Source organism: Novosphingobium sp. PC22D, assembly GCF_002556635.1.
GTDB lineage: Bacteria > Pseudomonadota > Alphaproteobacteria > Sphingomonadales > Sphingomonadaceae > Novosphingobium.
Window position 1 is genome coordinate 373,857 of sequence record NZ_MWMO01000001.1, and the last position, 25,219, is coordinate 399,075.

Genomic DNA, 25,219 nt, shown 5'->3' on the forward strand with positions numbered 1-25,219 from the left:
TCGGCCCTCGTATCACCCCCAGAACCCCTCTTGCTGCGGCAGAACATAGCCGCCCTCGAAGCGCACGCCGCCCTGGCGATCCTCCCGGAGCCAGTAGGGCCCGTCAAGGTCGACCCAGTCGGACAGCCGCGCGACGTGCAGCGCGGGCGCGATGCCGAGCGAGGAACAGACCATGCAGCCGGTCATCAGACCGAGCCCGCGTTCGCGCGCGGCGTGCGCCAGCGCGAGGCCTTCGGTGAGCCCGCCCGCCTTGTCGAGCTTGACGTTGACCGCGTCGTAGCGCGCCGCGACGACATCGAGATCGGCGGCGACATGGACGGCCTCGTCGGCGCAGATCGGCACCGGCGAGGCGTAGCCCGCCAGCCAGGCGTCGGCCTCGGCCGGAACCGGCTGTTCGAGCAGCGCCACGCCGCATTCCTCGAGCACGCCCGCCATGGCGCGGACCATGGCCTCGTCCCAGCTCTCGTTGGGATCGACGATCAGGGCCGCCTCCGGCGCGGCGCCGCGAACGGCGCGGATCGCATCCGCCGGGGCGTTGGCGTCGACCTTAATCTTGAGCAGCGGCGCATCGGCCACGTCGCGCGCCGCGGCGGCCATCGCTTCGGGCGTGTCGATGACGATGGTGAGCGCGGTTGCAATCGGCGTCGGCGCGGGCTCGCCGAGCCGCGCGCTCACGCCGATGCCGTCGACTTTCGCTTCAAGGTCCCACAGCGCGCAGTCGAGCGCGTTGCGCGCCGCGCCGGCCGGCAGGAGCGCGGCGAGAGCGGCGCGATCCGCCCCGGCCTCGATCGCTGCGCGCACCGCCTCGATCTGCGCCAGCGCGCTCTCGATGCTCTCGCCGTAGCGGGCATAGGGCACCGCTTCGCCGCGTCCGACAAGGCCGCCCTGCGCGAGCGTGACGGTCACGACCTCGGCCGCGGTCTTTACTCCGCGTGCGATCCGGAAAGGGCGACTTAGAGCGAAGCTGTCGTGGCGGGCGTGAAGTTGGCGGGGCATAGCAATTCGTCGACGATCGTATCGAGCCCGAAGCGCATCGGGTCGGTACACGGCAGGCCGAGCGTCGCCGAGACTTCGGCGCAGATGGCAAGCCCGGCGCTCTCGTCGAGCGTGGAGGTGTTGAGGCAGACGCCGACCGCGCGCACGTCCGGGCTGGTGAGCCGCGCGACGCGCAGGTTGGCCTCGAGGCATTGCCCGAGTTCGGGCAGCGACCGTCCGGCAAGGCCGCGCATCGTCTCGCGCGCGGGATCGTGGCAGAGCAGCAGCGCGCTCGCCTGCGCGCCGTGGAGCAGCCCGGTCGAAACGCCGGCGAAGGAGGGATGGAACAGCGAGCCCTGGCCCTCGATGACGTCCCAGCCCTCGTCGTCGCGGGCTGGCGTCAGCGCCTCGATCGCGCCCGAGATGAAATCGGCGACCACGGCATCGACCGGCACGCCGGCTCCGGCGATGAGGATGCCGGTCTGCCCGGTCGCGCGGAAGTCCGCCGCGACGCCGCGTTCGCGCAGCGCCTGCGTCAGCGCCAGCGAGGCGTACATCTTGCCGACCGAGCAATCGGTTCCAACCGTCAGCAGGCGATTGCCCGGGCGGGCATAGCCGGTGCCGATGGGCAAATCGGCGGGCGGCTCGCGCACGTCGAAAAGCTGCAGCCCGCCTTCCCTCGCCAGCGCGGCCAGTTCGGGTATGTCGCGCAGGCGGCGGTGCAGGCCGGCCGCGACGTTCATGCCGTTGCGCAGCGCCTCGGCGGCATCGGCGATCATCTCCTCGCCGATCGCGCCGCCGGCCTTGGCGATGCCGAGCACCAGCGTGCGTGCGCCCGCCGCCGCGGCTTCGGCCATCGTCAGGCGCGGCAGGCCGAGCGTGAGGGGCGAGGCGTCGTGGCGGAACTCGCCGACGCAGTCGGCGCGGCGGAATTCGGCGAGGCCGCGCGAGGTCTTGATGCCGACGCTGTCGTCGCTGCTGCCAAGGTAGAGGAAATAGGGGCTCGGGATCATCGTGCACCACGCTAGTCGCGTATGGCGCGATGATTACCATATTGAACGCTCGGCGCGCTATAACCCGCCGCTATGGATCGGCCGCGACTGCGCCTCGATCGTGCGCGCCAGGGCCTTGATGAAGTCCGTCGCGAGCGCGGTGGGCGGGCGGTTGAGCAGGTACATCGCATGGACGTCGAACGTGAGGCGCGAGCGCATCGGCCGCATCGACAGGCCGGGCACCAGCGAGGCACGCGCGGTGAAGCTGTCGACCACGGTCATGCCCACCCCCTTGCGCACCAGCGCGGTGGCGATGTGGAAGGTGCGCGCCGAGACCACTTCGTCAAGCTCCACCCCGATGCGCTGCACCTCGGCGGTGAACAGCGTGCCGATGGGGCCGCTCGCGGCGAGGCTGATGAAGGGCTTGCCGACGAGCTGTTCGAGATCGATGCGCGGCGGTGCGTCGGGCAGGTCTTCCTCGCGATAGAGCACGACCAGTTCGCCCGCGCCGATCCAGTGATGGCCGAGCGGTGCGGCGCGCGGCACCTCGTAGGCGACCGCGATATCGGTCTCGCGCTCGTAGAGCTTGCGCAGCAGGTCCTCGTGGTGAACGGTCTGGAGGTCGAACTTCACGTTCTCGTGGCTGCGCAGGAATTGCGTGACGGTCGCGGGCAGAGCCTCGAGCGCGATCGACGGCAGCGAGGAGACGCGCAGGATCGAGCCGGTGCCGCGCTTGAGATTGCGGCTCGCCTCGCGCAGCGCGTAGACACGGTCCTGGATCTCGGCGACGTCGGAAAACAGCGTGTGCGCGTCCTCGGTCGGAATCAGGCGGCCGTTGGCCCGCTCGAACAGTTTGAAGCCCAGCAGCGATTCGGCGTGGCGCAGCACTTTCGACACCGAGGGCTGCGACACGTTGAGCGTCCGGGCGGCGGCGCTGACCGACCCGTTGGTGTAGACCGCGTGAAAAATCTCGATGTGCCGCAGGTTCATGCGTCGGGGACATAGCCTTGATGAATGGGCGGATCGCCAGCCATAGGCTCAAGCGCGCGTCGTGCCTAGGTCGAACTGAAACCCGCCGACGCAATATCCAACGCCGGCGCGGAGAGCGAGGCAACTCCGCATGCGCCTGCTTTTCGGTGACGGCCGCTCCCGGCGGGCGTAGGGAAGGCTGCCAATGGCGCGAAAGTCGTGGGAGGCGCACGAGCGGCAAGCACCTCGCCCGCTCAGCCTGAGCTTGTCGAAGGTCTCAACGCGGAGCCTTCGACGAGATCAGGCTGAGCGTGGTTGGCATCAGTTCTACCAACTGTCCGCTTTCGGCGAACGCTTTGCGAGTCTGGAACGTCGCGAAAGTCGTGGGAGCGGACATTGAGCCTCATCCGTCATCCCAGCGAAAGCTGGGATCGCTCACGGTTGAGCGAGGTGATCGAACAAGTCCTCCCAGCCAGGGTTCGCTTGCTCGATAAGCTTGATTTTCCAGTCGCGCTTCCAAGCCTTGAGAGCCTTCTCTCGCGTAATGACCATGGCGATTTCCTCATGGCACTCGACCAAGACCAGTCGCTTCAGTCCATATAGAGGAACCGGACCCAGCGCGATGCTGCGCCATGCGCACAGCCAGGTTCGCGGTGAGCCCCACGTACAGCACGCCGCGTGGCTTGTTGGTCAGGATATAGGTCCAGCCGCCCATCGAACCACGGTGGCGCAACTCCGAGAGCGATGCCAGCTTTCGCTGGCATGACGCGTGGGGGAATGCGACCGCAATGTCGTCGTGTCCGGAAAGGCCGCTTCTGACTGCGCATGCTCCGGAGCGGACGGTCAGACTTCCCCCATGTCGTTGCGCGCGCCGGCGATCCATGTCGCGGTGACGCGCAGGTTTTCGTCGAGGTGGACGAGATCGGCGGCGAGGCCCGGCGCGATCGCGCCGCGCTGGCCGTCCATGTCGAGGAAGCGCGCCGGGTTTCCGCTTGCCAGGCGCGAGGCGGTCTCGATTGGCAGGCCGATCAGGTCGCGCGCGTTGCGCAGGGCCTGCGCCATGGTGAGGAGCGAACCGCCGAGCGTGCCCGTCGCGTCGACCAGCCGGCCACCGCGCACCATGACATGGGCCTCGCCGAGGTCGAAGCTCTGGGCGCTGCCGCCGACGGGAGGCATGGCGTCGGTGACGAGCATCGCGCCGTCCTCGCCGCGCGCACGTATCGCGGCGCGCAGGCTTGCCGGATGGACGTGTTCGCCATCGGCGATGAGCCCGAAGATCGTCCTGCGGTCGTCGAGCGCGGCGCCGACCATGCCCGGCTCGCGGCTGGTAAGCGGCGTCATCGCGTTGAACAGGTGGGTGAAGCCGCAAAGCCCCTCGGCGATAGCGGCGCGTGAGGTCTCGTAGTCGGCCATCGAGTGCCCGGCGGCCACGATCACCCCTGCCGCGCGCAGCCGCGCGATCGCGCCGGGCGGCGCGAGTTCGGGCGCGAGCGTCACCACCCGCGCGCCGCGCCGGGGGCGGCACAGCAGGTCGAGCGCCTCCTCGTCGAGCGGACGCAGGCTCGCGGCGGGATGAATGCCGCGCTTGGCGAGCGCGATGAACGGGCCCTCGATGTGCGCGCCGAGCACGCCGGGCACGCCCGCCGCGATCGCGGCGTCGATCGCTTCGAGCGTCGCCGCGATCAGCGCGAGGTCGCCGCTCACCAGCGTCGGCAGCAGGCCGGTGGTGCCGAAGCGGCGATGCGCGGCGGCGATGGTGCGCACGCCGTCGAGCGTGGGGCGATCGTTGAGCAGCACGTCGCCGCCGCCGTTGACTTGCGTGTCGATGAAACCGGGCAGCAGCCACCCGCCGCGCAGGTCATGCATTTCGCATTCGCCGGGCGGCGGTTCCGGCAGGAGGCCCGCGATCCTGTCCCCATCGAGCATGAGGACCCGGTCTTCGACCACGCCTGTTGGCGTGACGATGCGCGCGCCCGATAGGCCGATCATAGCGTGCGCGTGACCTTGCGCAGATGCGGCGGATGGTCCGGATCGCGACCGCGCGCCAGCGCCAGCGCCTCGACGAGGCGATAGAAGCTCAGGATCTGGGCGATCGGGGCGATCACCGGATGGGCATCGCATCCCGGCAGCACGATCGAAGCCCCGCCGACATCCTCGGCAAGGCCATTGGCGATGATGACCGCGCCGCGGCCCGTGAAGTCGGCGATGCGCTCGGATAGTCCGGTCCGGGCGACATCGCGCGGCGCGAAGATCAGCACAGGATCGCCGGGGCCGACCAGCGTCATCGGCCCGTGCGCCACTTCGGCGCTGCTGAAGGCTTCGGCGTGGATGCCCGCGACTTCCTTGAACTTGAGCGCCGCCTCGCCCGCGATCGGCAGCGTCGGTCCGCGTCCCAGCACGAACAGGCGCGGCGCTTCGGTGAGCGGGGCGAGGGCTTGCGACCAGTCCTGCCGCCACGCCGCGTCCAGCACGTCCTCGATACCGTCGAGCGCGCCGCGCAGGGTGTCGTCGTCGCTCCATTCCGCCGCGATCTGCGTCAGCGCGACCAGCGAAGCGACGAAGCTCTTGGTCGCCGCCACGCTGGTTTCCGGACCGGCGCCGAGCGGGATGAGCACGTCCGCCATCCCGGCCAACGGTGATGCGGTGTCGTTGACCAGCGCCACGAGCACCGCCCCCTTGCTCCGCGCGTCCTCGGCGGCGCTGAGCAGGTCCGGGCTTCGGCCCGACTGCGAGATCGCCACCAACGGCACGCCGGCGAACGCAGGCGAGGTCGCGTGATAGAGCGCGCCGGTCGAAGGCGCATGGCTCAGCGTCGGCAGGCCAAGGCGCGTCTCGAACAGGAACTTGGCGAAACTCGCGGCATGGTCGGAGCTGCCGCGCGCGAGTGTTGCCGCGAACGGCGGGCGCGCAGCGCGCAGGCGCTCGACCGCCGCGCGCACCGTGTCGCGATTGTCGCGCACCTGGCGTGCGGCCCGCTCCGCCGCCTCGGCCGCCTCGCGCCGCATCTGGCTCGTCCTGCTTACGCTCGCGTCCATGGTCGAGGGCGATACCATCCATAACCTTGGGTACAAAGGTGCGTTGTGTTTGTGCGGTATTCGCCTGGGTAATCGGTTGCTATGCCCGGGTCATGACGACCGAAGCGGCAGACGAGCGCTACCGGGACCTCGACCGCTGGCCGCTCGACCAGGCGGTGCAGGCGATGTGGGAAGGGCAGATGGCGGCCGTCGCCGCGCTGGCCAGCGCCAGCGGCGTGCTCGCCGAGGCCGCCGCCGCCGCCGCCTCCCGGCTGCGGGCGGGCGGGCGGCTGGTCTATGTCGGCGCTGGCACCTCGGGGCGGATCGCGATCCAGGACGGCGTCGAACTCACTCCCACTTTCGACTGGCCCGAAGACCGGCTCGTGTTCCTCATGGCCGGGGGCGACAAGGCCGTGACCGGCGCGGTCGAGGGGGCGGAGGACGACCGCGAGGCGGCGCGTGCGGCGATCGCCGGGGCCGACGTCGGGCCAAGCGATGTGGTCATAGGTGTCGCCGCCAGCGGCCGCACGCCGTTCACCTGCGCCGCGCTCGAAGCGGCGCGGGAGGCCGGCGCGCTTACCGTCGCCATGGCCAACAACTCCGGTGCACCCTTGCTCGCGCTTGGCGATCATGCGGTGCTGCTCGACACCGGTGCGGAAGTGCTGGCGGGCTCGACGCGAATGAAGGCCGGCACCGCGCAGAAGGCGGCGCTCAACCTCTTCTCGACCGCGACGATGCTCGCGCTCGGGCGGGTCTACGAAGGCCGCATGGTGGCGATGCGCCCGACCAACGCCAAGCTGCGCGTGCGGGCAAACGCCATGGTCGCGCGCTTCGCCGGAGTAGACGCGGTGTCGGCCGAAGCGGCGCTCGCGGCGAGCGGCAACGACATCCGCCGCGCGGTTCTCGTGGCGCGCGGCCTCGCCCCGGCGGAGGCGGCGAGCCTGCTGGAGGCGCACGGCGGCCAGCTTCGCGGTGCGCTCGAAGCGCTGGACAAGGCCAATGGCTAGGCGCCTCCCGGCCTTGATGCTGGCACTTGCCGTGGCATTCGCCGGTGCTGCGCATGCGGAGCCCCAGCGCCCGGTCGCCACGGCGCGCGTGACGTTCGATGCGAACGGGATCACCGGCGCGAATGTAGAGGGCACCGCCGATCTCGCGACGGGCCGCGCGCTTACGCTCGACGATCCGGTGCGCGTGGCCTCGATCTCGAAGCTTGTCACCGCGATCGCGGTGATGCGGCTGGTCGAGCAGGGCCGGCTCGATCTCGATGCCGATGTCTCCGCCACGCTCGGTTGGCGGTTACGCAACCCGGCCTTTCCCGATGTTCCGATCACGCTGCGGTTGCTGCTTTCGCACCGCTCGAGCCTGACCGATACCATCGACTACGTGCTGCCGCTCGATGCCGACATGGCGACCGTGCTCGCGGACCCGGCCGCCTGGGACGCCGAGCATGCGCCGGGCACCTGGTTCCATTATACCAACTTCAATTTCCCCGTGATCGCCGCGGTCATGGAGCGCGCCACCGGCGAGCGGTTCGACCGGATCGTCGCGCGGCTGGTGCTCGCCCCGCTGGGGATCGACGGCTGCTTCAACTGGGTGACGTGCTCGGACGCGGCGGTCGCGCGCGGCGTGGTGCTTTATCGCGAGCGCGAGCCGGTGAAGGACGATGATCACGGCCAGCGCCCGGCCTGCCCGGTCACGCCGGCGCGCGACGGGACGTGCGAGCTTGCGACGTGGCGGCCGGGCACGAACGGCGCGATCTTCTCGCCGCAGGGCGGCCTGCGCATTTCCGCGCGGGACCTGGCCCGGATCGGGCAGATGCTGCTGGCAAGGGGCAAGCTGGGCGAAACGCGCGTGCTCGAGCCCGCCTCGGTCGCGCTGCTCGAGACGCCCGAATGGAGCTTCGACGGCGCCAACGGCGACACCGGAGACGGGTTTCATTGCCGTTACGGTCTTGCCATGATGATCCTCGCGACGCCGCGCGAGGGTTGCCGCGACGATCCCTTCGGCGACGGTCGCACCCGCTTCGGCCATGCCGGCGATGCCTACGGCCTCAAGTCGGGCCTGTGGTATTCGCGCGAGACTGGCACTGGCCTAGCCTATTTCGCGACCGACGTGCTCGACGCCGACGTGGGCGGGCACTCGGCGTTCACCGCCATTGAGGAAGAACTGGCCAGTTCGCCGCGCCCCTGACACGACCATTGCCAAATGGCCTGATAATGAATATCTAATGCCATATGGAAAACCGAAGGCTCGATCTCGAACCCATCGACATCGGCGCCAGGGCCTTCGCGCCCGAGCCGGTTACGCAGGAAGAAGCCGCCGCGATGTTCAGGGCGGCGGTGAACCTGTTCGGCAAGTGGGAGCTGACCGACGAGCAGGCCGCCAGATTGCTCGACCTGCCGCTGCGAACCTATCGCCGCTGGAAAGCGGCGGGCGCAGGGCGGGTCTCGCGAGACGGTGCGGCGCGACTCTCGAACCTGATGGGCATCCACAAGGCCCTGCGGATCATCTTTTCAGAACGCCAACGCGGTTACGGCTGGATTCGCGCGGCCAATGACGCCTTCGCAGGCCGCAGCGCGCTCGAGATCATGCTGGGCGGCGAACTCACCGACTTGATGCGCGTGCGCCGCTATCTCGATGCCGAACGCGGCGGCTGGTGACTGGCGCGCAGTACCCGGTCTCGCTGGTCGCGTGGCCAGGCGCGGTGCGCATCATCCGCAGCGCCTGGCCGCCGATCGACCTGTTCGAGGACATTGCCGACCCGGCCGACTGGCCGCTGCTGATCTCGGCGGAGCAGAAGACCAATCCGCGCCTTATGGAGACGATCGGCAACCTCGATCTGGTGCCGTTGGCGCGGCGCGTGGGCGGCGCGGGCGCCTCTTATCTCATGTCGCCCTTCACCCATGTCAGTCCCGAGCGGCCGAGCCGGTTTTCCGATGGCGGCTTCGGCGTTCTCTATGCGGCGAAAGCGTTCGAGACCGCGCTGTTCGAAACGATCCATCACCATGCCCGCTTCATGGCCCGCACCGCCGAGCCTCCGGGCTGGACCTCGCAGTTCCGCGAGATCGTGCTGGACGTCGAAGCGGCTCTTCACGATTTGCGCGCCCGTGACCGCGCGGCCGATCCATTGCTCGATCCCGGCAGCTATGCGCGATCGCAGGACCTTGCGAGGCGATTGAGGCGCGAGGGCTCGGATGGACTGGTCTATCCCAGCGTCCGCCACGTCGAGGGCGAGTGCGTCGCGCTCTTCTATCCCGACGGCGGGTCGCGGCCGGTGCAGGGGCGACATCTCGACTATCACTGGAACGGCGAGCAGGTCGACTTGGTGCGCGAGGCCGGTTCGGGCACGGTACTGCGCGTCGTCGAGGCGCGTTGAGCGATCGTCGCGTCGAATCACGGCTTGGCGAGCAATTCCGGGCTCAGGCGCCGTCCACTCGCAAGGCTTCGTATCTCCGCGGCACGCTCCGCAACCGGCCGACGTGCGCGTGTCAGAGCATCGCGGCGAAACGCGGCGACAGGTGCTCGGCGAAGCCGGTGCCCCGCTTCGTCACCACGCGCGCGATCAGATCATGCTCGCGGGCGAATTGCGCGGCATCCTCGCCCATCACCATCAGCGCGGTAGCCAGCGCATCGGCGCGCATCGCGCTCTCGGCCACCACCGTCACGCTCTCCGCGCCGCGCAGCATCGGGACGCCGCTCCCCGGATCGATCGTGTGGCCCAGCCGGAGCGTGCCGAAATCGTGAAAGCGCCGGCTATTGCCGCTCGTCGCGACCGCCCAGCCGGACAGAGCGAGGCGTAGCGGCGCGAGGTTGGCGCTCTCATCCTCTTCGATCGCGACCCACCAGGGCTGCATGTCGGGCTTGACCCCCGCCGCGCGCAACTCGCCGCCGATCTCGGCGAGGTACGACGTGATCCCCGCGCCTTCGAGCACGGCGGCGAGGCAATCGACGCCGTAGCCCTTGGCGATGGCGCACAAGTCGAGCGCCACGCCGCCGGGCTGGCGCAGCCGCTTCATCGCGCGGTCGAAAGCGAGCCGCTGCCAGCCCGCGGCCTTCGCCGCGTCGGCGATCGCGCCCTCGCTCGGCGCCCGCGTGACCGCTTCGGAGCCGAATCCCCACATCTGCGACGCGCGCCCGACCGTAGGATCGAACGCCCCTCCGGTCATCTCCGCGATCGCGAGCGCTTCGCCGACCACCGCGGCGAAGCCGCGCGGCAGGTCGAGCCACTGGCCGCCGCGCAAGCGGTTGAAGCGCGACAGGTGCGAGGTCTGCTCCCACTGGCTCATCTCGGCGACGATGCGATCGAGCACCTGTGCGCATCGCGCTTCGAGCGCGGCAGGCGCGCTTTCGTTCGCGACGACGAGATCGACTCGCCAGGTCGTTCCCATCGTCGCGCCGCCGAAGCCGGTGACACGCCCCTTCGGAGGCAGGAATCGCCGCGTGTCGCCGTTCGCCGGCGGGATGGCGATGCGGATCGTGTCGTCGATGGCCTCGCTCGGACTCAGGGCGCGAGCACCTCGAGCGTGGTGATGTAGCCCAGACGGCGCTTGCCGGCATTGGGCAGCGCGGCCTTGTCGTCCTCGGCCTCGGCTTCGAGCCAGTAGAAGCCGGCATCCTGCCAGGCGATCGTCGCTTCGCCCTTGGCGTCCGTGGTCGCGGAGATCTCGATCGGCGTATTGAGCCAGCGGCCGCCGCCCTTGATGACTGTGAGCTTGAGACCGGCCGCCGGCTCGCCGTCGATCAGGAAGCGGAACACGCCCGGTTCGTTGGCGACGAGGTCGTCAGGGTGCGTCACCGGGACCATCTCGAGGCCCTTGCCCGAGGGCTTGAAGACTTCTTCGGTCGGCGTGCCGAGCGTCACGAAGACCTCGTTGCGCATGATCGTTTCGGCAAGGTTCACGTCGGTCGCGCCTTCGGGAATGAGCTTGGCGATGTCGCCTGCGGCGGCGCCGCGCGGCAGGCGCTTACGCTCGCCATTGAGCATGTATCCGCCGAAGATCCCGGCGCGCTCCATGCCGATGCGGTAGGTGCCCTGGCTGGTGAGATGCACGTCGAAGGTGCCGCGCAGTTCGCCCCGCATCGGGTTGGCGATGGCGCCCTTGCTGCCGTCGGGCATCTCGACCTCGACCTGCTCGGGATCGAGCGGACGGTGGTTCGCCTCGAACAGGTCGTTCGAGACGGCGGCGTCGACCGTGATCCAGGCGTCATCGCCCGACAGCACCGTCTTGGAAGGCAGCAGCCACATGCGATGCGCCGATGCCGGGACGGCCGTGGCGAGCGCCAGAACCGGGGCGAGGGCGGCGAGGACCAGACGGGATTTCGCGTTCACGGGATGTCCTTTCACGGTTTGATGGATACGGCGACGGCGCCGAGTTCGCTCTTGCCGGCGGTGCGCTTGGTCGTGGCGGACTTGCTGCCGAGCGTGACCGGAACGCTGACGACTTCGCGCCCGCCGACCTCGCGCGCGGCCTCGATCGAGAGCTTGTAATCGCCCGCCGCGAGCCCGCGCAGCGCGCTGGCCGGCACGGTGAGTTTCTGCGGGCCGGGCGCCTTGGTCGCGCCGGTCACGCCGTCGAGCTTGGCGCTGCGCCCACCCTTTCGCCACCAGGTGCGCATGTCGCTGAGCCACTTGGCGCCTTCGCCGCCGCGCATGTCGTGGTCGTACCAGACCGCGAGCGTGCGGATTGCGCCGCCGCTCGCCGGTTCGAGCCAGACCGCGACATAGGGGCGGTGGTACTCGGCGACCTTCAGTTGCGGGATGGTGATGTCGATCGCCATCGAATCGGCGAGCGCCGGAGACGAGACGGCGGCCGCGCCGGTCATTGCGATGAAGGACGTCTTGCGCATGGAAAACCTCAATGGATGAAAAGCAGGGCGAGGAGCACGGGCACGAGAAGGCCGAGCCCGGTGACCGGCCAGGTGGCCGGGCGGTTGCGGCTGTGCAGGTACATCAGCACGAAGCCGGTGCCGATGAAGACGAGCGAGCCGAGCGCGAAGATGTCTATGAACCAGCGCCACACCGCACCGGTGTCGCGCCCCTTGTGAAGGTCGTTGAGATAGGCGATCCAGCCGCGATCGGTGGTCTCCCAGGTGATCGCTCCGTCGGCGCGGTCGATGGCGAGCCAGGCGTCGCCGCCGGGCCGGGGCAATGCGAGGTAGACCTCGGCATCGTCCCACTCGGCGTCGTCGGCGCGCACCGAGAGACCGGTCGTTTCGGAAAGCTCGGCGCGCACATCGTCGGGAATCGGCCGGGCCGCTTCGTCCTGCGTGCCGGTCTCGCCGGCAGGCGCGTTGAGCGCGGCGAGGCTCGTGGCCGAAAGCGTCGCCGTACCGTCACGCACGACCGGTTCGGCGGAAATGTCGGCGGCGTGGTTGAGCGTGAAGCCGGTCACGGTGAACAGCAGCAGGCCAACCATCGCGATCGCCGAGCTGATCCAGTGCCAGCTATGAAGCTGGCGGACCCAGAAACCGCGCGTGCGCCGCTTCTTGCGCGGGACTTCTCGCGCCTGCGGCGTGCCCGCCCCGTCGTTCACGTCTTTTCTCGACCGCAAGGCGGCTTCACCCGATGTCATCGCGTTCAGCCGATCGCGAACGAAATGGGGACGATGACCCAGGCGGCGATCGCCTTGCCCGCTTGCTGCGCGGGCACGAATCGCCAGTGCTTGACCGCCTTGATCGCGGCCTGATCGAGCTCCCTGAACCCGCTCGATTCGTGTAGTCGCACTTCGCCGGCGCCGCCGGATGGGGTCACCATGACCTTGAGCAGGACCGTGCCTTCCTCGTGGTTGCGGCGCGACTGAAAGGGATAGCGCGGTCCCGGATTGTTGAGCTGGGCGGCGTTGAAATCGGGCGGCGTGATCGGCGCGGGCGGGGCCGGCGGCGCGTCGATCGCCGGGGCCGACGGCCCGCTCGCCTGAGGCGGCGCCAGGCTGACAACGGTCGAGGTCGAAGGCGCCGCGGCGATGCGCGGCGCCGCGACGGGCAGTTGAATGCGCGGCCGTGGCGCGGCGACGGGCGCGGCTTCGACCGGCTCGCTGACGGGCTCGGGCGGGGGTTGCGGCTGGCTGGCCGGCGGAGCGACGTCGAATACCGCCAGTCGCTCTTTCTCGGGCTTGGCCTGACCGACGATCCCGGTGCTGAGCAGGACCGCGAGCGCCGCGACATGAAGCGCGGTGACCGCCGTCAGCGAGCGAAGGCTGAAGCGAGACGGCTGATAGCCGGCCCGCTCCGCCCCCGTCCACATCTCCGGATCGAGCGACTCGTCAAACGACGCGTCGCTCGTTACCAGTTGCGGCTGCGTTTCGGGGAAACGCGGCCTTGTGCCCTGAGTCCCGCCAAACGGCGTCGTGAGTCGCAATGTCGCTGTGCCCATGCGCCAATGTTTCCCGGAATCAAGGCTAATGCAAGTCGTTTGCATTAATTTCTCAATACATTGCGCTGATCGTCAGGAGCGCTTGCCGCCCCGCGGCGGGTACTGCGAAGTGCGGATTGCGGATTTTGACGATGTAGCGCTCGTCGGCGATGTTCTGAACGTTGAGCCGTGCCGATATCGCATGGGTGAACTTATACTCGGCGAAGGCGTCGAAGCGGGCATAGCCGTCAGCGCTGATCGAGTTGCCCGCATCGGCGTAGCGCTTCGAGGCGCCGTAGGCACCGCCGCCCACCGCGAGCTGCGGGGTCGCCTGCCACCGCACCGTCGCCGAGAAGTTGTGCTTGGGCGTCTGCGGCAGGACGTTGCCCACGATCTCGGAATTGTCGTTCGCGCGCAACTCGCTGTCGACGTAGGTATAGCCGGCGGTGATCGAGACCGGCCCGGCCTGGCCCGTCACGCCGAGCTCGAAGCCCTGCAGGCGCGCCGCGTCGAAGATGTCGGTGATGACGTCGCCGTCGGTCTGGATGATGTTGTTGCGCTTGATCCGGAAGGCCGCGGCCGAAAGCAGGAGGTTGCCTTCCATGAGTTCGGCCTTGGCGCCAACTTCCCAGTTCTCGAACGACTGCGGCTCGCGCGTCTCGTTGGCCGAACCGAGATTGTCGCTGCCTTCGCCAACCGTCGTGCCCGGAGGATTCTTCGAATCGGCGTAGGAGGCATAGATGCTGGTCGTCTCGCTTGGCTTGAACACGACGCCCGCCTGCCAGGTGAAGAAGTCGCCCGAGTTCTCCGCATCGTAGCAGCCGCCACGGCCGCACCCTGCGGCCTTGGCCGAGAAATCGGTCCAGCGGATTCCGCCGTTCAGCAGGAGCTGCGGCAGGATCGTGACCGTGTCGAACAGGTAGAAGCTGTATTCCTCGGCCGATGCGGTGGACGGGCTGGTGCTGCGCTCGATCGTGCCGTTCCACGGGTCTGACGGGTCGGGATTGTCGAGCGAGGTGCAGTTGTAGTTCGCGAAGTCCTCGTCGGCGCATGAGCGGTTACCTGTCGCGACCGAATAGCCCGCGTTGGAACTGTCCGCCACGGCCATTTCGAAGCCGAACGAAAGCGCGTGTTCGATCGAGCCCGTGTCGAAGTTGGTGGCGAGGTTGGTGTTGCTCGCCAGGCCCTTGTTCCACGAGTTGCGGCTCTTGATGTTGCGCCAGACGAACCCGTTCGCGACATTGCCGGCGCTGTCGTCCGGGTTGGTCACGATATAGGCGTTGGTGTTGTAGTTGTAGCGGGTGGTGTTCGACAGATAGAGTCCGCCGCCCAGGTCGCCGTTGAATTCGAATGTGACCGAGTCGGTCTTGGTCTTCTGGAAATCGCGGGCGAGCAGGCCGTAGAAGTTGTCGCGATCGACGTCGGCCGGCTCGCGCACGCCGCCCGCGAGCTGGTCGCGCGAGGTCAGCGGAATGCCGTAGTCGGGCATCGCGTCGGTTTCGTAGTGATAGTACGAGAGCGTTGCCGAGATCGGCGAGCCCACGCCCCAGGTGATCGAGGGCAGCACGCCCCAGCGGTCATCGAAGACCGCGTCGCGGCCCGGTACGTCGGAGTCGTGATACATGCCGACGATGCGCACGGCGAGCTTGTCGTTGAGCTGGACATTGGCGTCGGCGGTCACGCGCACCAGGTCGCTGGTGCCGGCGGTGACCTGCCCCTCGGCGAACACGCCGGCGCGCGCGACCTTGGAGACGAGGTTGATGCTGCCGCCCGCTGTGCCGCGGCCGCCGAACGCCGAGTTCGGGCCCTTGGTCACCTCGATCTGTTCGAGCGCGAAGATCTCACGGGTCTGCGAGCCGATGTCGCGCAGGCCATCGACGAACACACTGCCGGTCGAATCGATACCGCGGATCAGCGGAATATCCGCCGACGCCGTGCCGCCTTCGCCCGCGCCGAGGGTGATGCCGGGAACGGTGCGCAGCGCATCCTCGAGCGTGAACGAGGCGCTGTCGCGGATCACGGCTTCCGAAACGACCGTGATGATGCGCGGGGTATCGACGAGCGGAGCCGTCGCCTTGGGCGAGGTCTGCTCAGCGCGATAGGAATCCTCCACGGCGCTGTCGGTCACGGTCATGCCTTCGAGGCGCGTCGGCTCGCCGTCTTTCGTCTGGGCCATGACCGGCTGGGCTGCCACCGCGATGAACCCGACGCAGCCCACAGCCAGAAATCCGGCGGCACCGCCGGTTGCGAAGACACGTTTCATTGATTTCCCCTCATATGTCTGAGGAGTGCTATTGCGAGTCAATCGCAGTCCGTCAAGACCTATTGCGAGCGCATCGCAATTAGAAGGTCAGGTGTCGGCCCAGTCGCGCAGGAGATTATGGTAGAGGCTGGTCAGGTCGATCACGACCGGATCAGCCCCGCCGCGTTCGGCCGAAAGCGTCTGGATCGCGCAGTCGAGTCGGTAGAGCTTTTCGCGCTGGCCGTGGTCGCGCACCATGCTCTGCAGCCAGAAGAAGCAGCCGACTCGTTCGCCGCGCGTCACGGGCGTGACCCGGTGGACACTCGAGGCCGGATAGAGCACGAGGTCCCCCGCCGCGAGCTTGACGCGGTGCTCGCCGAAGAGGTCCTCGACGACGAGTTCGCCGCCGTCGTAGGTGTCCGGCTCGGCAAGGAACACGGTGCACGACAAGTCGCTGCGCACGCGCTGCTGCGTTCCCTGGACGCCGCGGATCGCGTTGTCGACGTGCGCACCGAACTCCTGTCCCCCCGAATAGCGGTTGAACAGCGGCGGAAAGACCTTCAGCGGCAGGGCGGCCGCGACGAACTGCGGGGTGCGGGCGAGCGCCTCGGCGATCAGGTCGCCGGCCTGTCGTTCCGCCGTGCCGCCATGCGCGAGTTGCAGGTTCCTTTTCGCGAGGCGCGACTGATGGCCCGAGGTCTCGTTGCCGTCGACCCATTCGGCCGCATCGATGATCTCGCGGCAGCGGGCCAGGTCCTGCGCGGAGAGCACGCCTTCGATCTTGAGCATCATGACAGATTTGCCCCCAGTTTGGCGGTCGTCCTCAACCCGACCGGCTCAGGCGCTAGGACCGGATGCGGTTTCTGTCAATGCGAGGCATTATCAAAAACACTTGTCCCGCGAGGTGCAAAAAAGCTCTCGTCTCAGGATTGCTGCGTCCACTGGCCGCCGAGCGCGCGGAACAGGTCGACTTGCGCGAAGGCGACGCTGCGGTCCGCCTCGGCCAGCGCGAACTCGGCATCGGCGAGCGTGCGCTGCGCGTCGAGCACCGTGAGGAAGTCTACCCGCCCCACCCGCTGCCTGGCAAGGCTTGCCCGCGCGGCGCGGTCCGCGGCGTCGCGCGCGGACTGGAGCGAGGCGCGGCGCAGCAGCGCGTTGCGATAGGCGGACAGCGCCGTCTCGGTCTCTTCGAGCGCCCGCAGCACGGAAGCGTCGAACCGCGCGAGATCGGCGTCCGCGTCGGCCCGGGCCTCGCCGATGCGCGCCCGGATCGCCTCCTGGTTGGGGAAGGCCCACGAGACGAGCGGCCCTACCAGCCAGCGCAGCGCGCCCGCGCCGAACAGGTCGGTCGCGCCCACCGTGCTCGTTCCCGCCGATGCGCCGAAGCTGATGCGCGGATAGAGGTCGGCGGTCGCGACGCCGATCCGCGCGGTGCTGGCGGCGAGGCGGCGCTCGGCGGCGCGCACGTCCGGTCGGCGGGCGAGCAGGGCGCGGCCGTCCCCGACCGGGATCGGCTGGGCGAGGTCCGGCGGTCTGGTGCGCGCGCCGGCCTCGGCGGGCAGGGCCGCCGGCGCGCGTCCGGTCAGCGTCGCGAGGCGGAACAGCGCCGCGTCGCGGTCGGCGGCGAGCGCCGGGATCGCGGCGGCCTGCTCGTCGCGCAACTGGGTCAGGCGGATGAGGTCGAGCCGGTCGGCAAGCCCGCGTTCCTCGCGCGCGCCGGTGATCCGCAGCGAGCGCTCCAGCAGGTCGACGGTGCGGGTGGCGACAGCGATGCGTTCGGCGCTCGCGGCGGCGTCGACGTAGGCGCGCACGGTGTCGGCGACGACCGCGACGCGCACCGCGTCGGCATCCTCGCGCGCCGCCTGCCAGTCGCCGCGCGCCGCCTCGACTCCGCGCGACACGCGGCCGAACAGGTCGAGCTCATAGCCGATCGCCATGCCCGCATCGACCGCGCGGCGCTCGCGATCGACGCCGGGCAGCGCTTGCGACCGCGCGGTGCGGCCGTAGGTGGCGGTGCCTTCGAGCGCGGTCGAGGGAAGACGATCGGACGCCGCGCCGCGCAGCGAGGCCCGCGCCCGTTCGATCCGCGCGACCGCGACGCGCACGTCGGTGTTGGCGGCGAGCGCGTCACGCACCAGCGCATCGAGCATCGGATCGTCGTAGAGCCGCCACCAGTCGCCCTGCGGTTCGGCGGTCGTGACCGCCGGGGAATCCGCCGCGCCGATGAATTCCTGCGCAGCCATCGGGGGCGGGGTCGGGGCGACGTAGTCGGGACCGGCGGCGCAGGCCGTCAGGCTCACGCTTGCCAGCAGCGCCGTGAGGGTGTTGCGATGGAACATGATCATGCTTCCTATTCGGCCGGCAGCATCGCCGGATCGGTGTCGCCGGAGCCGGTGCGACGCGTCCGGGCGCGGCGCAGCCGGTCGGCGAGCTTGCGGCACACGACGTAGAAGGTGGGCGTGAACAGCAGTCCGAAGCCGGTGACGCCGGTCATGCCGAAGAACATCGCCGTGCCCAGCGCCTGGCGCAGCTCGGCGCCCGCGCCTTCGGCGATCACCAGCGGAACCGCGCCGAGGATGAACGCGAAACTCGTCATCAGGATCGGGCGCAGGCGGGTCCGCGCCGCGTGGACCGCCGCATCGATTGTCGACATCCCGCGTTCTTCCTCCGCCTGCTTGGCGAATTCGACCACCAGGATCGCATTCTTCGCGGCCAGCGCGATCAGCACGACCAGCCCGATCTGGGTGAGGATGTTGTTGTCCATCCCCCGCAGGTTCACCCCGATCATTGCGGCGAACAGGCACATCGGCACGATCAGGATGATCGCGAGCGGCAGCGTCAGGCTTTCGTACTGCGCGGCGAGCACCAGGAAGACGAACAGCACCGCCATGCCGAACACGATTGCGGCGGTATTGCCCGCGCTCTGCTGCTGGAAGGCGATGCCCGTCCACTCGTGGGCATAGCCCGCCGGGAGGACTTCGTCGGCGAGCTTCTCCATCGTCGCCAGCGACTGGCCCGAGGAGTATCCCGGCGGCGTATTGCCGTCGACCTCGATCGCGGGCAGCAGGTTGTAGCGGACCACGCGGTAGGGGCCGGTCTTGTTCTCGAAGGTCGCGACCGAGCCGAGCGGCACCATCGCGCCCGAGTCCGAGCGCGTCTTGAGGTTGGCGATGTCGGCGATCGAGCCGCGATGCGCCGCGTCGGCCTGCGCGGTGACGCGATAGGTGCGACCGAGCAGGTTGAAGTCGTTAACGAAGGCCGAGCCGAGGTAGACCTGCAGCGCCTCGAACACGCGCTGCGGCGGCACGCCGAGCAGGTCGGCCTTGCGGCGGTCGACATCCGCGAAGACGCGCGGCGTCGCCATGTTGAACAGGGTGTAGACCTGCGTCAGCCCCTCGGTCTGGTTGGCCTGTCCCACGAGCTTGCCGGTGGCGGCAGCGAGCGGGCCGTAGCCGCGACCTTCGCGGTCCTCGACGATCATGCGATAGCCGCCGGCGGGCACGATGCCGTTGATCGTCGGCGGCGGCAGCAGCACGACCTGTGCCTTGTCGTAGCCGGCGAGCGCCTTCTGCGCCTGGGCGAGGATCGTGTCGTAGTCGGCGCCGATCTTCTGCCGTTCGGCGAAGCTGTCGAAGGGGAAATAGATCGCGGCGGCGTCGGGAGAGGCGGTGCGCGAGGGGCCGTGGAAGCCCGCGAACATCACCGCGCCGCGAATGCCCTTGATCGGCAGCACGCGTTTGGCGATGTCGCGCGTCACCTCGTCGGTGCGCTCGAGCGAGGACCCGGGCGGCAGGAACGCGGCGGCAAGGAAGTAGCCCTGGTCCTGCTGCGGGACGAACCCGGTCGGCGTCGCCCAGAACAGGCCGACGGTGGCCGCGATCAGCCCGCCATAAGTCAGCATGACCCGGCGCGGCTTGCGCACGAGACGGCGGGTGAGGGCGGAATAGCGTTCCGACAGCCGCTCGAAACCGCGGTTGAACCGGTCCGCCGCGCTCTGCGCGACGTGCCGCCAGCGCGGTGCGTCCGGCGCGGCGCGCTCGCGCTCGCGCAGCAGGATCGCCGCCAGCGCGGGCGAGAGCGTCAGCGAAAGCAGCAGCGAGATCACCGTCGCGGTCGAGATCGTCACCGCGAACTGCTGGTAGAACGCGCCCGAGATGCCGGTGAGGAACATCGTCGGCACGAACACCGCGCAGAGCACCAGCACGATCGCGACGAGCGCGCCGGAGACTTCGTCCATCGAGGTCCGCGCCGCCTCGATCGGAGAGAGGCCCTCTTCGATGTAGCGCTCGACGTTTTCGACCACGACGATCGCGTCGTCGACGACGATGCCGATCGCCAGCACCAGTCCGAACAGCGAGAGGTTGTTGAGCGAGTAGCCCGCCATGGCCAGCACCACCGCGGTGCCGACCAGCGAGACCGGGATCGCGAGGATCGGGATCACCGCCGCGCGCCAGTTCTGCAGGAACACGAGGATGACGAGGACGACCAGCACCATCGCCTCGATCAGCGTGTGATAGACCGCGTCGATCGACTGGCCGATGAACTCGGTGGGGTTGTAGATCACCGAATATTCGAGGCCCTTGGGAAACTTGGCGGCGAGCGAATCCATCTCGGCACGGACGGCCTCGGCCGCTTCGAGCGCGTTCGAGCCGGGCCGTTGCAGCACCGCGATGACCACCGTGGGCTCGCCCGAGAGATAGGTATTGATGGTGTAGTCTTGCGCGCCGAGCTCGACCCGCGCGACGTCGCGCAGGCGCACCTGGCGTCCGTCGGCATCGGAGCGGATGACGATGTCGCGGAACTGCTCGGGATCGGCGAGGCGTCCCTGCAGCTCGACGCCGACCTGGAAGGCCCTGCCGGTCGCGACCGGAGGCGCGCCGAGCGCACCGGCGGACACCTGCACGTTCTGCGCGCGCAAGGCGCTCAGGATTTCGCCGGCGGTGAGGTCGAGCGCGGCGGCCCGGCCCGGATCGATCCAGATCCGCATGCCGTAGTCGCGCGATCCGAACAGCCGCACGTCGCCGACCCCGTCGAGCCGCGCCAGCCGGTCCTGGACCTGGGTGAGCGCGTAGTTCGACAGGTATTCACGGTCGAAGGTGCCGTCGGGCGACTGCAGGTTCACGACCATGAGGAAGTCGGGCGACGACTTGCGGGTGACGACGCCGAAGCGCTGCACCTCTTCGGGCAGGCGCGGCGTGGCGACGGCGACGCGGTTCTGCACGAGCACCTGCGCGGCATCGAGGTCGGTGCCGATCTTGAAGGTGACGGTGATCGTCACCTTGCCGTCGCCGGTCGACTGCGAGCTCATGTAGAGCATGTCGTCGACGCCGTTGATTTCCTGCTCGATCGGCGCGGCGACGGTATCGGCCACGGTCTCGGCGGATGCGCCGGGATACTGCGCGGTCACCGTCACCGTGGGCGGGACGACGTCGGGATATTGGCTGACGGGAAGACCGAAATAGGCCAGCGTGCCGACCACCGTGATGATCACCGCGATCACGCCGGCGAAGATCGGCCGGTCGATGAAGAACCGGGAAAAACGCATTCTAGGATGTCCCTTCGGAGGGGATGTCGCGGGCGCGGCGCGTCAGCGTGCGATCGTGGCCTGCGCCGCGCTCGGCACGTCGGGGTCGGCGGAGGCTTGGGAAACGGGGGCGGGGGCGATCTTGCCCGGACGGGTCTTGACCTTGCTGCCGGGCGCCGCCGCAGCGAAGTTCGAGATCACCACCCTGTCGCCGCGTTCCAACCCGGATCGGATCACGCGCAGGCCATCGACCAGCGGCCCGGGCTCGACCGGCTTGGCCGAGACCGAGCCGTCGCCGGCAACGACGAGGACGACCTTGCGGGCCTGGTCGGACTGCACCGCCGCATCGGGCACGAGCATCGCGTGGGTCGTGCCGCCGCTCGCCAGCCGCATGTTGCCGAACATGCCGGGGGTGAGGAACCCGTCCGGATTGGCGAAGCTGGCGCGCACGCGGATCGTGCCCGAGCGCGGATCGAGCCCGTTGTCGGTGAAGTCGAGCTTGCCGTGCCAGCGGTAGTCGGCTTCGTCCTGCAGGCGCACCTCGACATCGCTCGGCGCGCGATCCGCGGCGCGGTCACGCTGCGTCTTGAGGAAGAGCGCTTCGGAGGCGTCGAAGTCGAAATAGATCGGGTCGACCGCATTGATCGTCGTGAGCAGGCTCGCTTCGGCCCCGCCTTCGCCCGAGACGAGATTGCCGGCATCGACGCGCCGGTCCGAGACGCGGCCCGAGATCGGCGCGCGCACGGTGGTGAACTCGACGTCGAGCGCACGGCTGCGCACGCGCGCCTGGGCCGCCGCCAGCGCGGCAGACGAAGCACGCACCTTGGCGCGCAGGGCGTCGATCTCGCTCGCGGCGATCGCCTCGTCGCCGGTGAGGCCCTCGACGCGGGCGTAGTCGGCGCGGGCGAGCGCCAATGCGCTGCTCGCCGATGCGACGTCGGCCCGTGCTTCGGCGAGCGCGGCGCGATAGGGGCGCGGGTCCACGGTGAACAGCGGCTGGCCCTTGCGGACGAAGTCGCCGTCGCGGAAGTGGATCGCGGTGATCGCCCCCGAGACGCGCGGGCGGACTTCGACCGACTGGCTCGGCGCGAAGCGTCCGACGTAATCGTCCCAGAGCGTGACTTCGCGGACCAGCGGAGTTGCGGCCTCGACGGTGGCGGGCGGCATCGCGGCATTCGCGGGCGGCCCGCGATCGAGCAGCGTCCAGGTCGCACCGCCCGCAAGGACGAGAGCAAGACCGGCGGCAGCGAGCCAGCGGCTTCGCCGATGCCGCGGGGCTTGCGCGTGCGTCGCGTCCTCCATGGCCGATATTTCCCGTGAATCGAGGGGGCGGTTCATGCGGTCACCCCGCGCCCGGCGATGCGCAGATCGACAATTCTGTCGATCACGTTGCCCGCCTGATGCTCGCTGAAGCCCGCGGCGATCGCGTCCTTGATCGCCGACGCGGGCAGCCGATAGCCCTCGTGCCAGGCGCGCACCGCCAGGCGGCGCAGCGCCTCGAGCCGCTCGTTGGCGAGCACCGGCGAGGGGGGCTGCGGACCGAACAGCAGCCGCGCCAGCCGGCCGCGCTTGCGCTGCGGGCGTAGCGAGGCGAGATCGTCGCCGCGGGCAAGCTCGACGATCCGCCATTCGTAGGCGCTGATCGGCTCGGCCGGCGATTGCGCGCCGATCCCCGGAAGGATCGCGGCGATTTCGGGACTCATGGTTGTCTCGGCGCTTTCGACGGGCCTGAAGTCGATGAAAGCCATCGGGTGTCCTTCCTGAAAGAAAAGCCCCCGGCGCACGGGCTTGGGGGGGCGGGGATCGCGCGCCGGGGGACGCCGGCGCGAGCCGCGCCGGGCGAGTGGGTGTGCGGATGCGAACGCCGAGACGATCCGTCTCGCGCGAGCATGCCTGTTTTTTCGAATGGACCTGCCGGCCCGGCAGTCACCGGGCCAAAGCGCGGTCAGCCGGTCAGGACCGGCCCTTCACGGGACTACACATGGGGGACCTCCATAACTGCGGCACTGGCCGGTCCTTTTATGTACTGATCGGTATATATTTCACGCCGCCAATCTGGTCAAGCGCTTTTGTGTACCGCCCGGTAAATTAGCGCTCGGCGCCCCTTTTCAAGAGGTGAACCGCGAATGAATGCAGATTTTTTTCGAAGCGCGCCGCCCGCGCTGCGGGCTCAGGCCGAGGGCCAGCAGGCGAGAGTCGTCGCGACGATCCGCTCGAGCGCCTCGCGCCCGGCACCGCTCCCGGCCTTGACGGAAAGGCCCTGCATCACCGTGGTCAGGTAGCTCGCGAGCGCCTCGGGATCGACGTGCTCGGACAAGTCGCCCTCGTCACGCGCGCGCTCGAAGCGGGCGACGATCGCGCGTTCCGACGAGGCACGGCGCGCGATCACTTCGGCGCGGATCGTCTCCGCCTCCGCTCCGCAGGTAACGGCGCTGATCACGCCGAGGCAGCCTTGTGGATCGGTCTCGCCGCAATGCGTGGCGAGCGCGCCGGTGAGCAGCTTTTCGGCAACGCCGCGCGCGGTCGGGGCATCGAGCGCGGTCTTGACGTAGCACAGCTTCTCGCGCTCGTAGAGGTCGAGCGCCTTGCGGAACAGCGCTTCCTTGTTGCCGAAGCAGGCATAGAGGCTGGGCTTGGCGATCCCCATCGCCTCGGTCAGCTCGGCCATCGAGGCGCCTTCGTAGCCGCGCTGCCAGAACACGCGCAACGCCCGTGCAAGCGCTTCATCGGGATCGAATTCGCGCGGACGGCCGCGCGAGGGGGATGCGGCACAGGCGGTGACGGATGGAGAGGACGGGGACATAACGGTCAGTATATAATTCCTCGCAAATGAACGTCCAGTTGATCGTGCCGCTGTCCGTCAGGCGGCAAATCCCCCGAGGGGGGCGGCATGGGGCCCGATCTTGCCGTCAGCGTCACCGTCGCATGTGCCCAAGGCGGAATCGTGGGTCCGGATCATGCGGGCGAGGCGAGGCCTCGCAGCCCGCTGCGCGGCCAGAGCCGTTCGAGCAGCGGCAATGTCGTTTCGCGATCAACCTGAAAATCGCTAAACCGGATTTACAATTGCGATGCGAACGCGGAACGGCATCGGCCATGACCCGTATCCTGCGTTCGATCGATCCCTACATCGCGCTGATGCTGCTGACCGTCGGCCTTGCAGCGGTGTGCCCCGCCGTGGGCACCGGCGCGCGTGTCGCGGGTGCGGCGGCCGATGCCGGCATCGTCTTCCTTTTCTTTCTCTACGGCTCGCGCCTTTCGCCCCGGGCCGCGCTCGACGGGATCATGCAATGGCGCCTGCAGATCGCCGTCCTCGTCTGCACTTTCGCGCTGTTCCCGGTCCTGGGCGTGTTGATCGCGCAAGTGGCGCCGGCGGTGCTTCCCGAGACGCTCGTTTCGGGAATCCTCTTCCTGTGCCTGATGCCCTCGACGGTGCAGTCGTCGATCGCCTTCACTTCGATCGCGCGCGGCAATGTGCCGGCGGCGCTCTGCGCGGCCTCGGCCTCGAACATCCTGGGCGTGTTCGTGAGTCCGATCCTCGCGGGCTGGCTGCTCAACATCAGCGGCGTCGCGGTTTCCTTCGACGTCTTTCGCGACATCGCGCTGCAACTTCTCGCGCCGTTTCTGGTAGGGCAGATGCTGCGGCCCGTTATCGGGAGCTGGATTCAGGCGAACAAGCGCGTGCTCGGCCTCGCCGACAGGGGTTCGATCCTGCTGATCATCTACGTCGCATTCTCCAATGGGATGGCGGATCATATCTGGTCGAACGTCGACATCGCCGACCTCGCCCTGCTTGTCGCGATTCTCGGCGCGCTGCTGGCCGTGGTCCTCGTGCTGACCCGCATGGTCGCGGAAAAGGTCATGCGGCTTCCCATTGAAGACGTGATCGTGCTGCAGTTCTGCGGGTCCAAGAAGTCGCTCGCGAGCGGCCTGCCGATGGCGACGGTGCTCGTTTCCGGCCCGCAACTGGGGCTGCTGGTCCTGCCGCTGATGCTCTTTCACCAGATCCAGCTCATGGTCTGCACCGTGCTGGCAAACCGCTACGCGGCGCGATCGGCCGTCGAGGCGGAGGCGACGACCTAGCGTCCTTGCCGGGCTCTCGCGGTTGTGCGGAGGAAATAACCGCTTAAATTCGCTCCGCAAAGCCACGAGAGC

Annotated in this window: 22 protein-coding genes and 1 pseudogene; 5 read left to right on the plus strand and 18 right to left on the minus strand. The window is 68.9% G+C overall.

The features are described from left to right. Positions 1–12: 12 nt before the first annotated feature. The 6 genes and pseudogenes from dgcA to B2G71_RS01705 all read right to left on the minus strand — a co-directional run bounded on the left by dgcA (position 13) and on the right by B2G71_RS01705 (position 5,989). Positions 13–996: an N-acetyl-D-Glu racemase DgcA gene (gene dgcA, locus B2G71_RS01680; protein ID WP_098104021.1), complete on the minus strand. Its 984-nt coding sequence runs from the start codon at positions 994–996 to the stop codon at positions 13–15. After that, positions 954–1,988: an N-acetyltransferase DgcN gene (dgcN, locus tag B2G71_RS01685; protein ID WP_098104022.1), complete on the minus strand. Its 1,035-nt coding sequence runs from the start codon at positions 1,986–1,988 to the stop codon at positions 954–956. Before dgcN ends, dgcA begins: the two co-directional genes overlap by 43 nt. 57 nt (positions 1,989–2,045) lie before the next feature. Beyond that, the gene (locus tag B2G71_RS01690) at positions 2,046–2,957 is read right to left on the minus strand and encodes a LysR substrate-binding domain-containing protein (protein WP_098104023.1); all 912 of its coding nucleotides are present in this window, start codon (positions 2,955–2,957) and stop codon (positions 2,046–2,048) included. A gap of 414 nt (positions 2,958–3,371) precedes the next feature. Continuing rightward, positions 3,372–3,700 (minus strand): annotated as a pseudogene (locus B2G71_RS01695) (GIY-YIG nuclease family protein). A gap of 79 nt (positions 3,701–3,779) precedes the next feature. Further along, positions 3,780–4,925 (minus strand): N-acetylglucosamine-6-phosphate deacetylase, encoded by a 1,146-nt coding sequence (gene nagA, locus B2G71_RS01700; protein WP_098104024.1) that lies wholly within the window; start codon positions 4,923–4,925, stop codon positions 3,780–3,782. Then, complete coding sequence (locus B2G71_RS01705; RefSeq protein WP_240529955.1) at positions 4,922–5,989, minus strand: SIS domain-containing protein; 1,068 nt, start codon at positions 5,987–5,989, stop codon at positions 4,922–4,924. Before B2G71_RS01705 ends, nagA begins: the two co-directional genes overlap by 4 nt. Before the next feature lie 74 nt (positions 5,990–6,063). On the opposite strand from B2G71_RS01705, the gene B2G71_RS01710 reads away from it, so the two are divergent. Genes B2G71_RS01710 through B2G71_RS01725 form a run of 4 tightly spaced genes read left to right on the plus strand, consistent with a single transcriptional unit; the run spans position 6,064 to position 9,326 of the window. Beyond that, positions 6,064–6,957: an N-acetylmuramic acid 6-phosphate etherase gene (locus B2G71_RS01710; RefSeq protein WP_098104025.1), complete on the plus strand. Its 894-nt coding sequence runs from the start codon at positions 6,064–6,066 to the stop codon at positions 6,955–6,957. Continuing rightward, positions 6,950–8,140, plus strand: a complete 1,191-nt coding sequence (locus tag B2G71_RS01715; RefSeq protein ID WP_240529956.1) for a serine hydrolase domain-containing protein — start codon at positions 6,950–6,952, stop codon at positions 8,138–8,140. The genes B2G71_RS01710 and B2G71_RS01715 overlap by 8 nt, the downstream gene beginning before the upstream one ends. A gap of 44 nt (positions 8,141–8,184) precedes the next feature. Further along, a complete protein-coding gene (locus tag B2G71_RS01720; protein ID WP_098104027.1) occupies positions 8,185–8,610 on the plus strand; it encodes an MbcA/ParS/Xre antitoxin family protein in 426 nt (141 codons plus the stop codon). Continuing rightward, entirely contained in the window at positions 8,607–9,326 is a 720-nt protein-coding gene (locus B2G71_RS01725; RefSeq protein WP_098104028.1) for an RES family NAD+ phosphorylase, read from the plus strand. The genes B2G71_RS01720 and B2G71_RS01725 overlap by 4 nt, the downstream gene beginning before the upstream one ends. Before the next feature lie 112 nt (positions 9,327–9,438). Here the strand turns inward: B2G71_RS01725 and B2G71_RS01730 are convergent, their stop codons facing one another. The 12 genes from B2G71_RS01730 to B2G71_RS01785 all read right to left on the minus strand — a co-directional run bounded on the left by B2G71_RS01730 (position 9,439) and on the right by B2G71_RS01785 (position 23,870). Continuing rightward, positions 9,439–10,338 (minus strand): FAD:protein FMN transferase, encoded by a 900-nt coding sequence (locus B2G71_RS01730; protein ID WP_098104029.1) that lies wholly within the window; start codon positions 10,336–10,338, stop codon positions 9,439–9,441. 113 nt (positions 10,339–10,451) lie between these two features. Then, the gene (locus B2G71_RS01735) at positions 10,452–11,279 is read right to left on the minus strand and encodes a DUF4198 domain-containing protein (protein ID WP_240529957.1); all 828 of its coding nucleotides are present in this window, start codon (positions 11,277–11,279) and stop codon (positions 10,452–10,454) included. 11 nt (positions 11,280–11,290) lie between these two features. Beyond that, on the minus strand, positions 11,291–11,797 hold the full coding sequence (locus B2G71_RS01740) for a DUF2271 domain-containing protein (RefSeq protein ID WP_098104030.1): 507 nt from the start codon (positions 11,795–11,797) through the stop codon (positions 11,291–11,293). An 8-nt stretch (positions 11,798–11,805) separates the two neighbouring features. Then, entirely contained in the window at positions 11,806–12,483 is a 678-nt protein-coding gene (locus B2G71_RS01745) for a PepSY-associated TM helix domain-containing protein (protein ID WP_240529958.1), read from the minus strand. Positions 12,484–12,527: 44 nt separating this feature from the next. Further along, positions 12,528–13,193: an energy transducer TonB gene (locus tag B2G71_RS24290; RefSeq protein ID WP_098104032.1), complete on the minus strand. Its 666-nt coding sequence runs from the start codon at positions 13,191–13,193 to the stop codon at positions 12,528–12,530. A 181-nt stretch (positions 13,194–13,374) separates the two neighbouring features. Continuing rightward, positions 13,375–15,564 (minus strand): TonB-dependent siderophore receptor, encoded by a 2,190-nt coding sequence (locus B2G71_RS01755; protein WP_098104033.1) that lies wholly within the window; start codon positions 15,562–15,564, stop codon positions 13,375–13,377. 87 nt (positions 15,565–15,651) lie between these two features. Further along, positions 15,652–16,335: a Fe2+-dependent dioxygenase gene (locus tag B2G71_RS01760; protein WP_098104034.1), complete on the minus strand. Its 684-nt coding sequence runs from the start codon at positions 16,333–16,335 to the stop codon at positions 15,652–15,654. 131 nt (positions 16,336–16,466) lie between these two features. Then, a complete protein-coding gene (locus tag B2G71_RS01765) occupies positions 16,467–17,882 on the minus strand; it encodes a TolC family protein (RefSeq protein ID WP_098104402.1) in 1,416 nt (471 codons plus the stop codon). Between the two features lie 11 nt (positions 17,883–17,893). After that, on the minus strand, positions 17,894–21,088 hold the full coding sequence (locus tag B2G71_RS01770) for a multidrug efflux RND transporter permease subunit (RefSeq protein ID WP_098104035.1): 3,195 nt from the start codon (positions 21,086–21,088) through the stop codon (positions 17,894–17,896). Positions 21,089–21,130: 42 nt separating this feature from the next. Beyond that, complete coding sequence (locus B2G71_RS01775) at positions 21,131–22,369, minus strand: efflux RND transporter periplasmic adaptor subunit (protein WP_098104036.1); 1,239 nt, start codon at positions 22,367–22,369, stop codon at positions 21,131–21,133. A gap of 32 nt (positions 22,370–22,401) precedes the next feature. Then, entirely contained in the window at positions 22,402–22,815 is a 414-nt protein-coding gene (locus B2G71_RS01780) for a hypothetical protein (protein ID WP_098104037.1), read from the minus strand. A gap of 422 nt (positions 22,816–23,237) precedes the next feature. Continuing rightward, complete coding sequence (locus B2G71_RS01785) at positions 23,238–23,870, minus strand: TetR/AcrR family transcriptional regulator (protein WP_098104038.1); 633 nt, start codon at positions 23,868–23,870, stop codon at positions 23,238–23,240. A gap of 290 nt (positions 23,871–24,160) precedes the next feature. Here B2G71_RS01785 and B2G71_RS01790 point away from each other — a divergent pair, with 290 nt between their 5' ends. Further along, positions 24,161–25,147, plus strand: a complete 987-nt coding sequence (locus B2G71_RS01790) for a bile acid:sodium symporter family protein (RefSeq protein WP_098104039.1) — start codon at positions 24,161–24,163, stop codon at positions 25,145–25,147. Positions 25,148–25,219 lie beyond the last annotated feature (72 nt).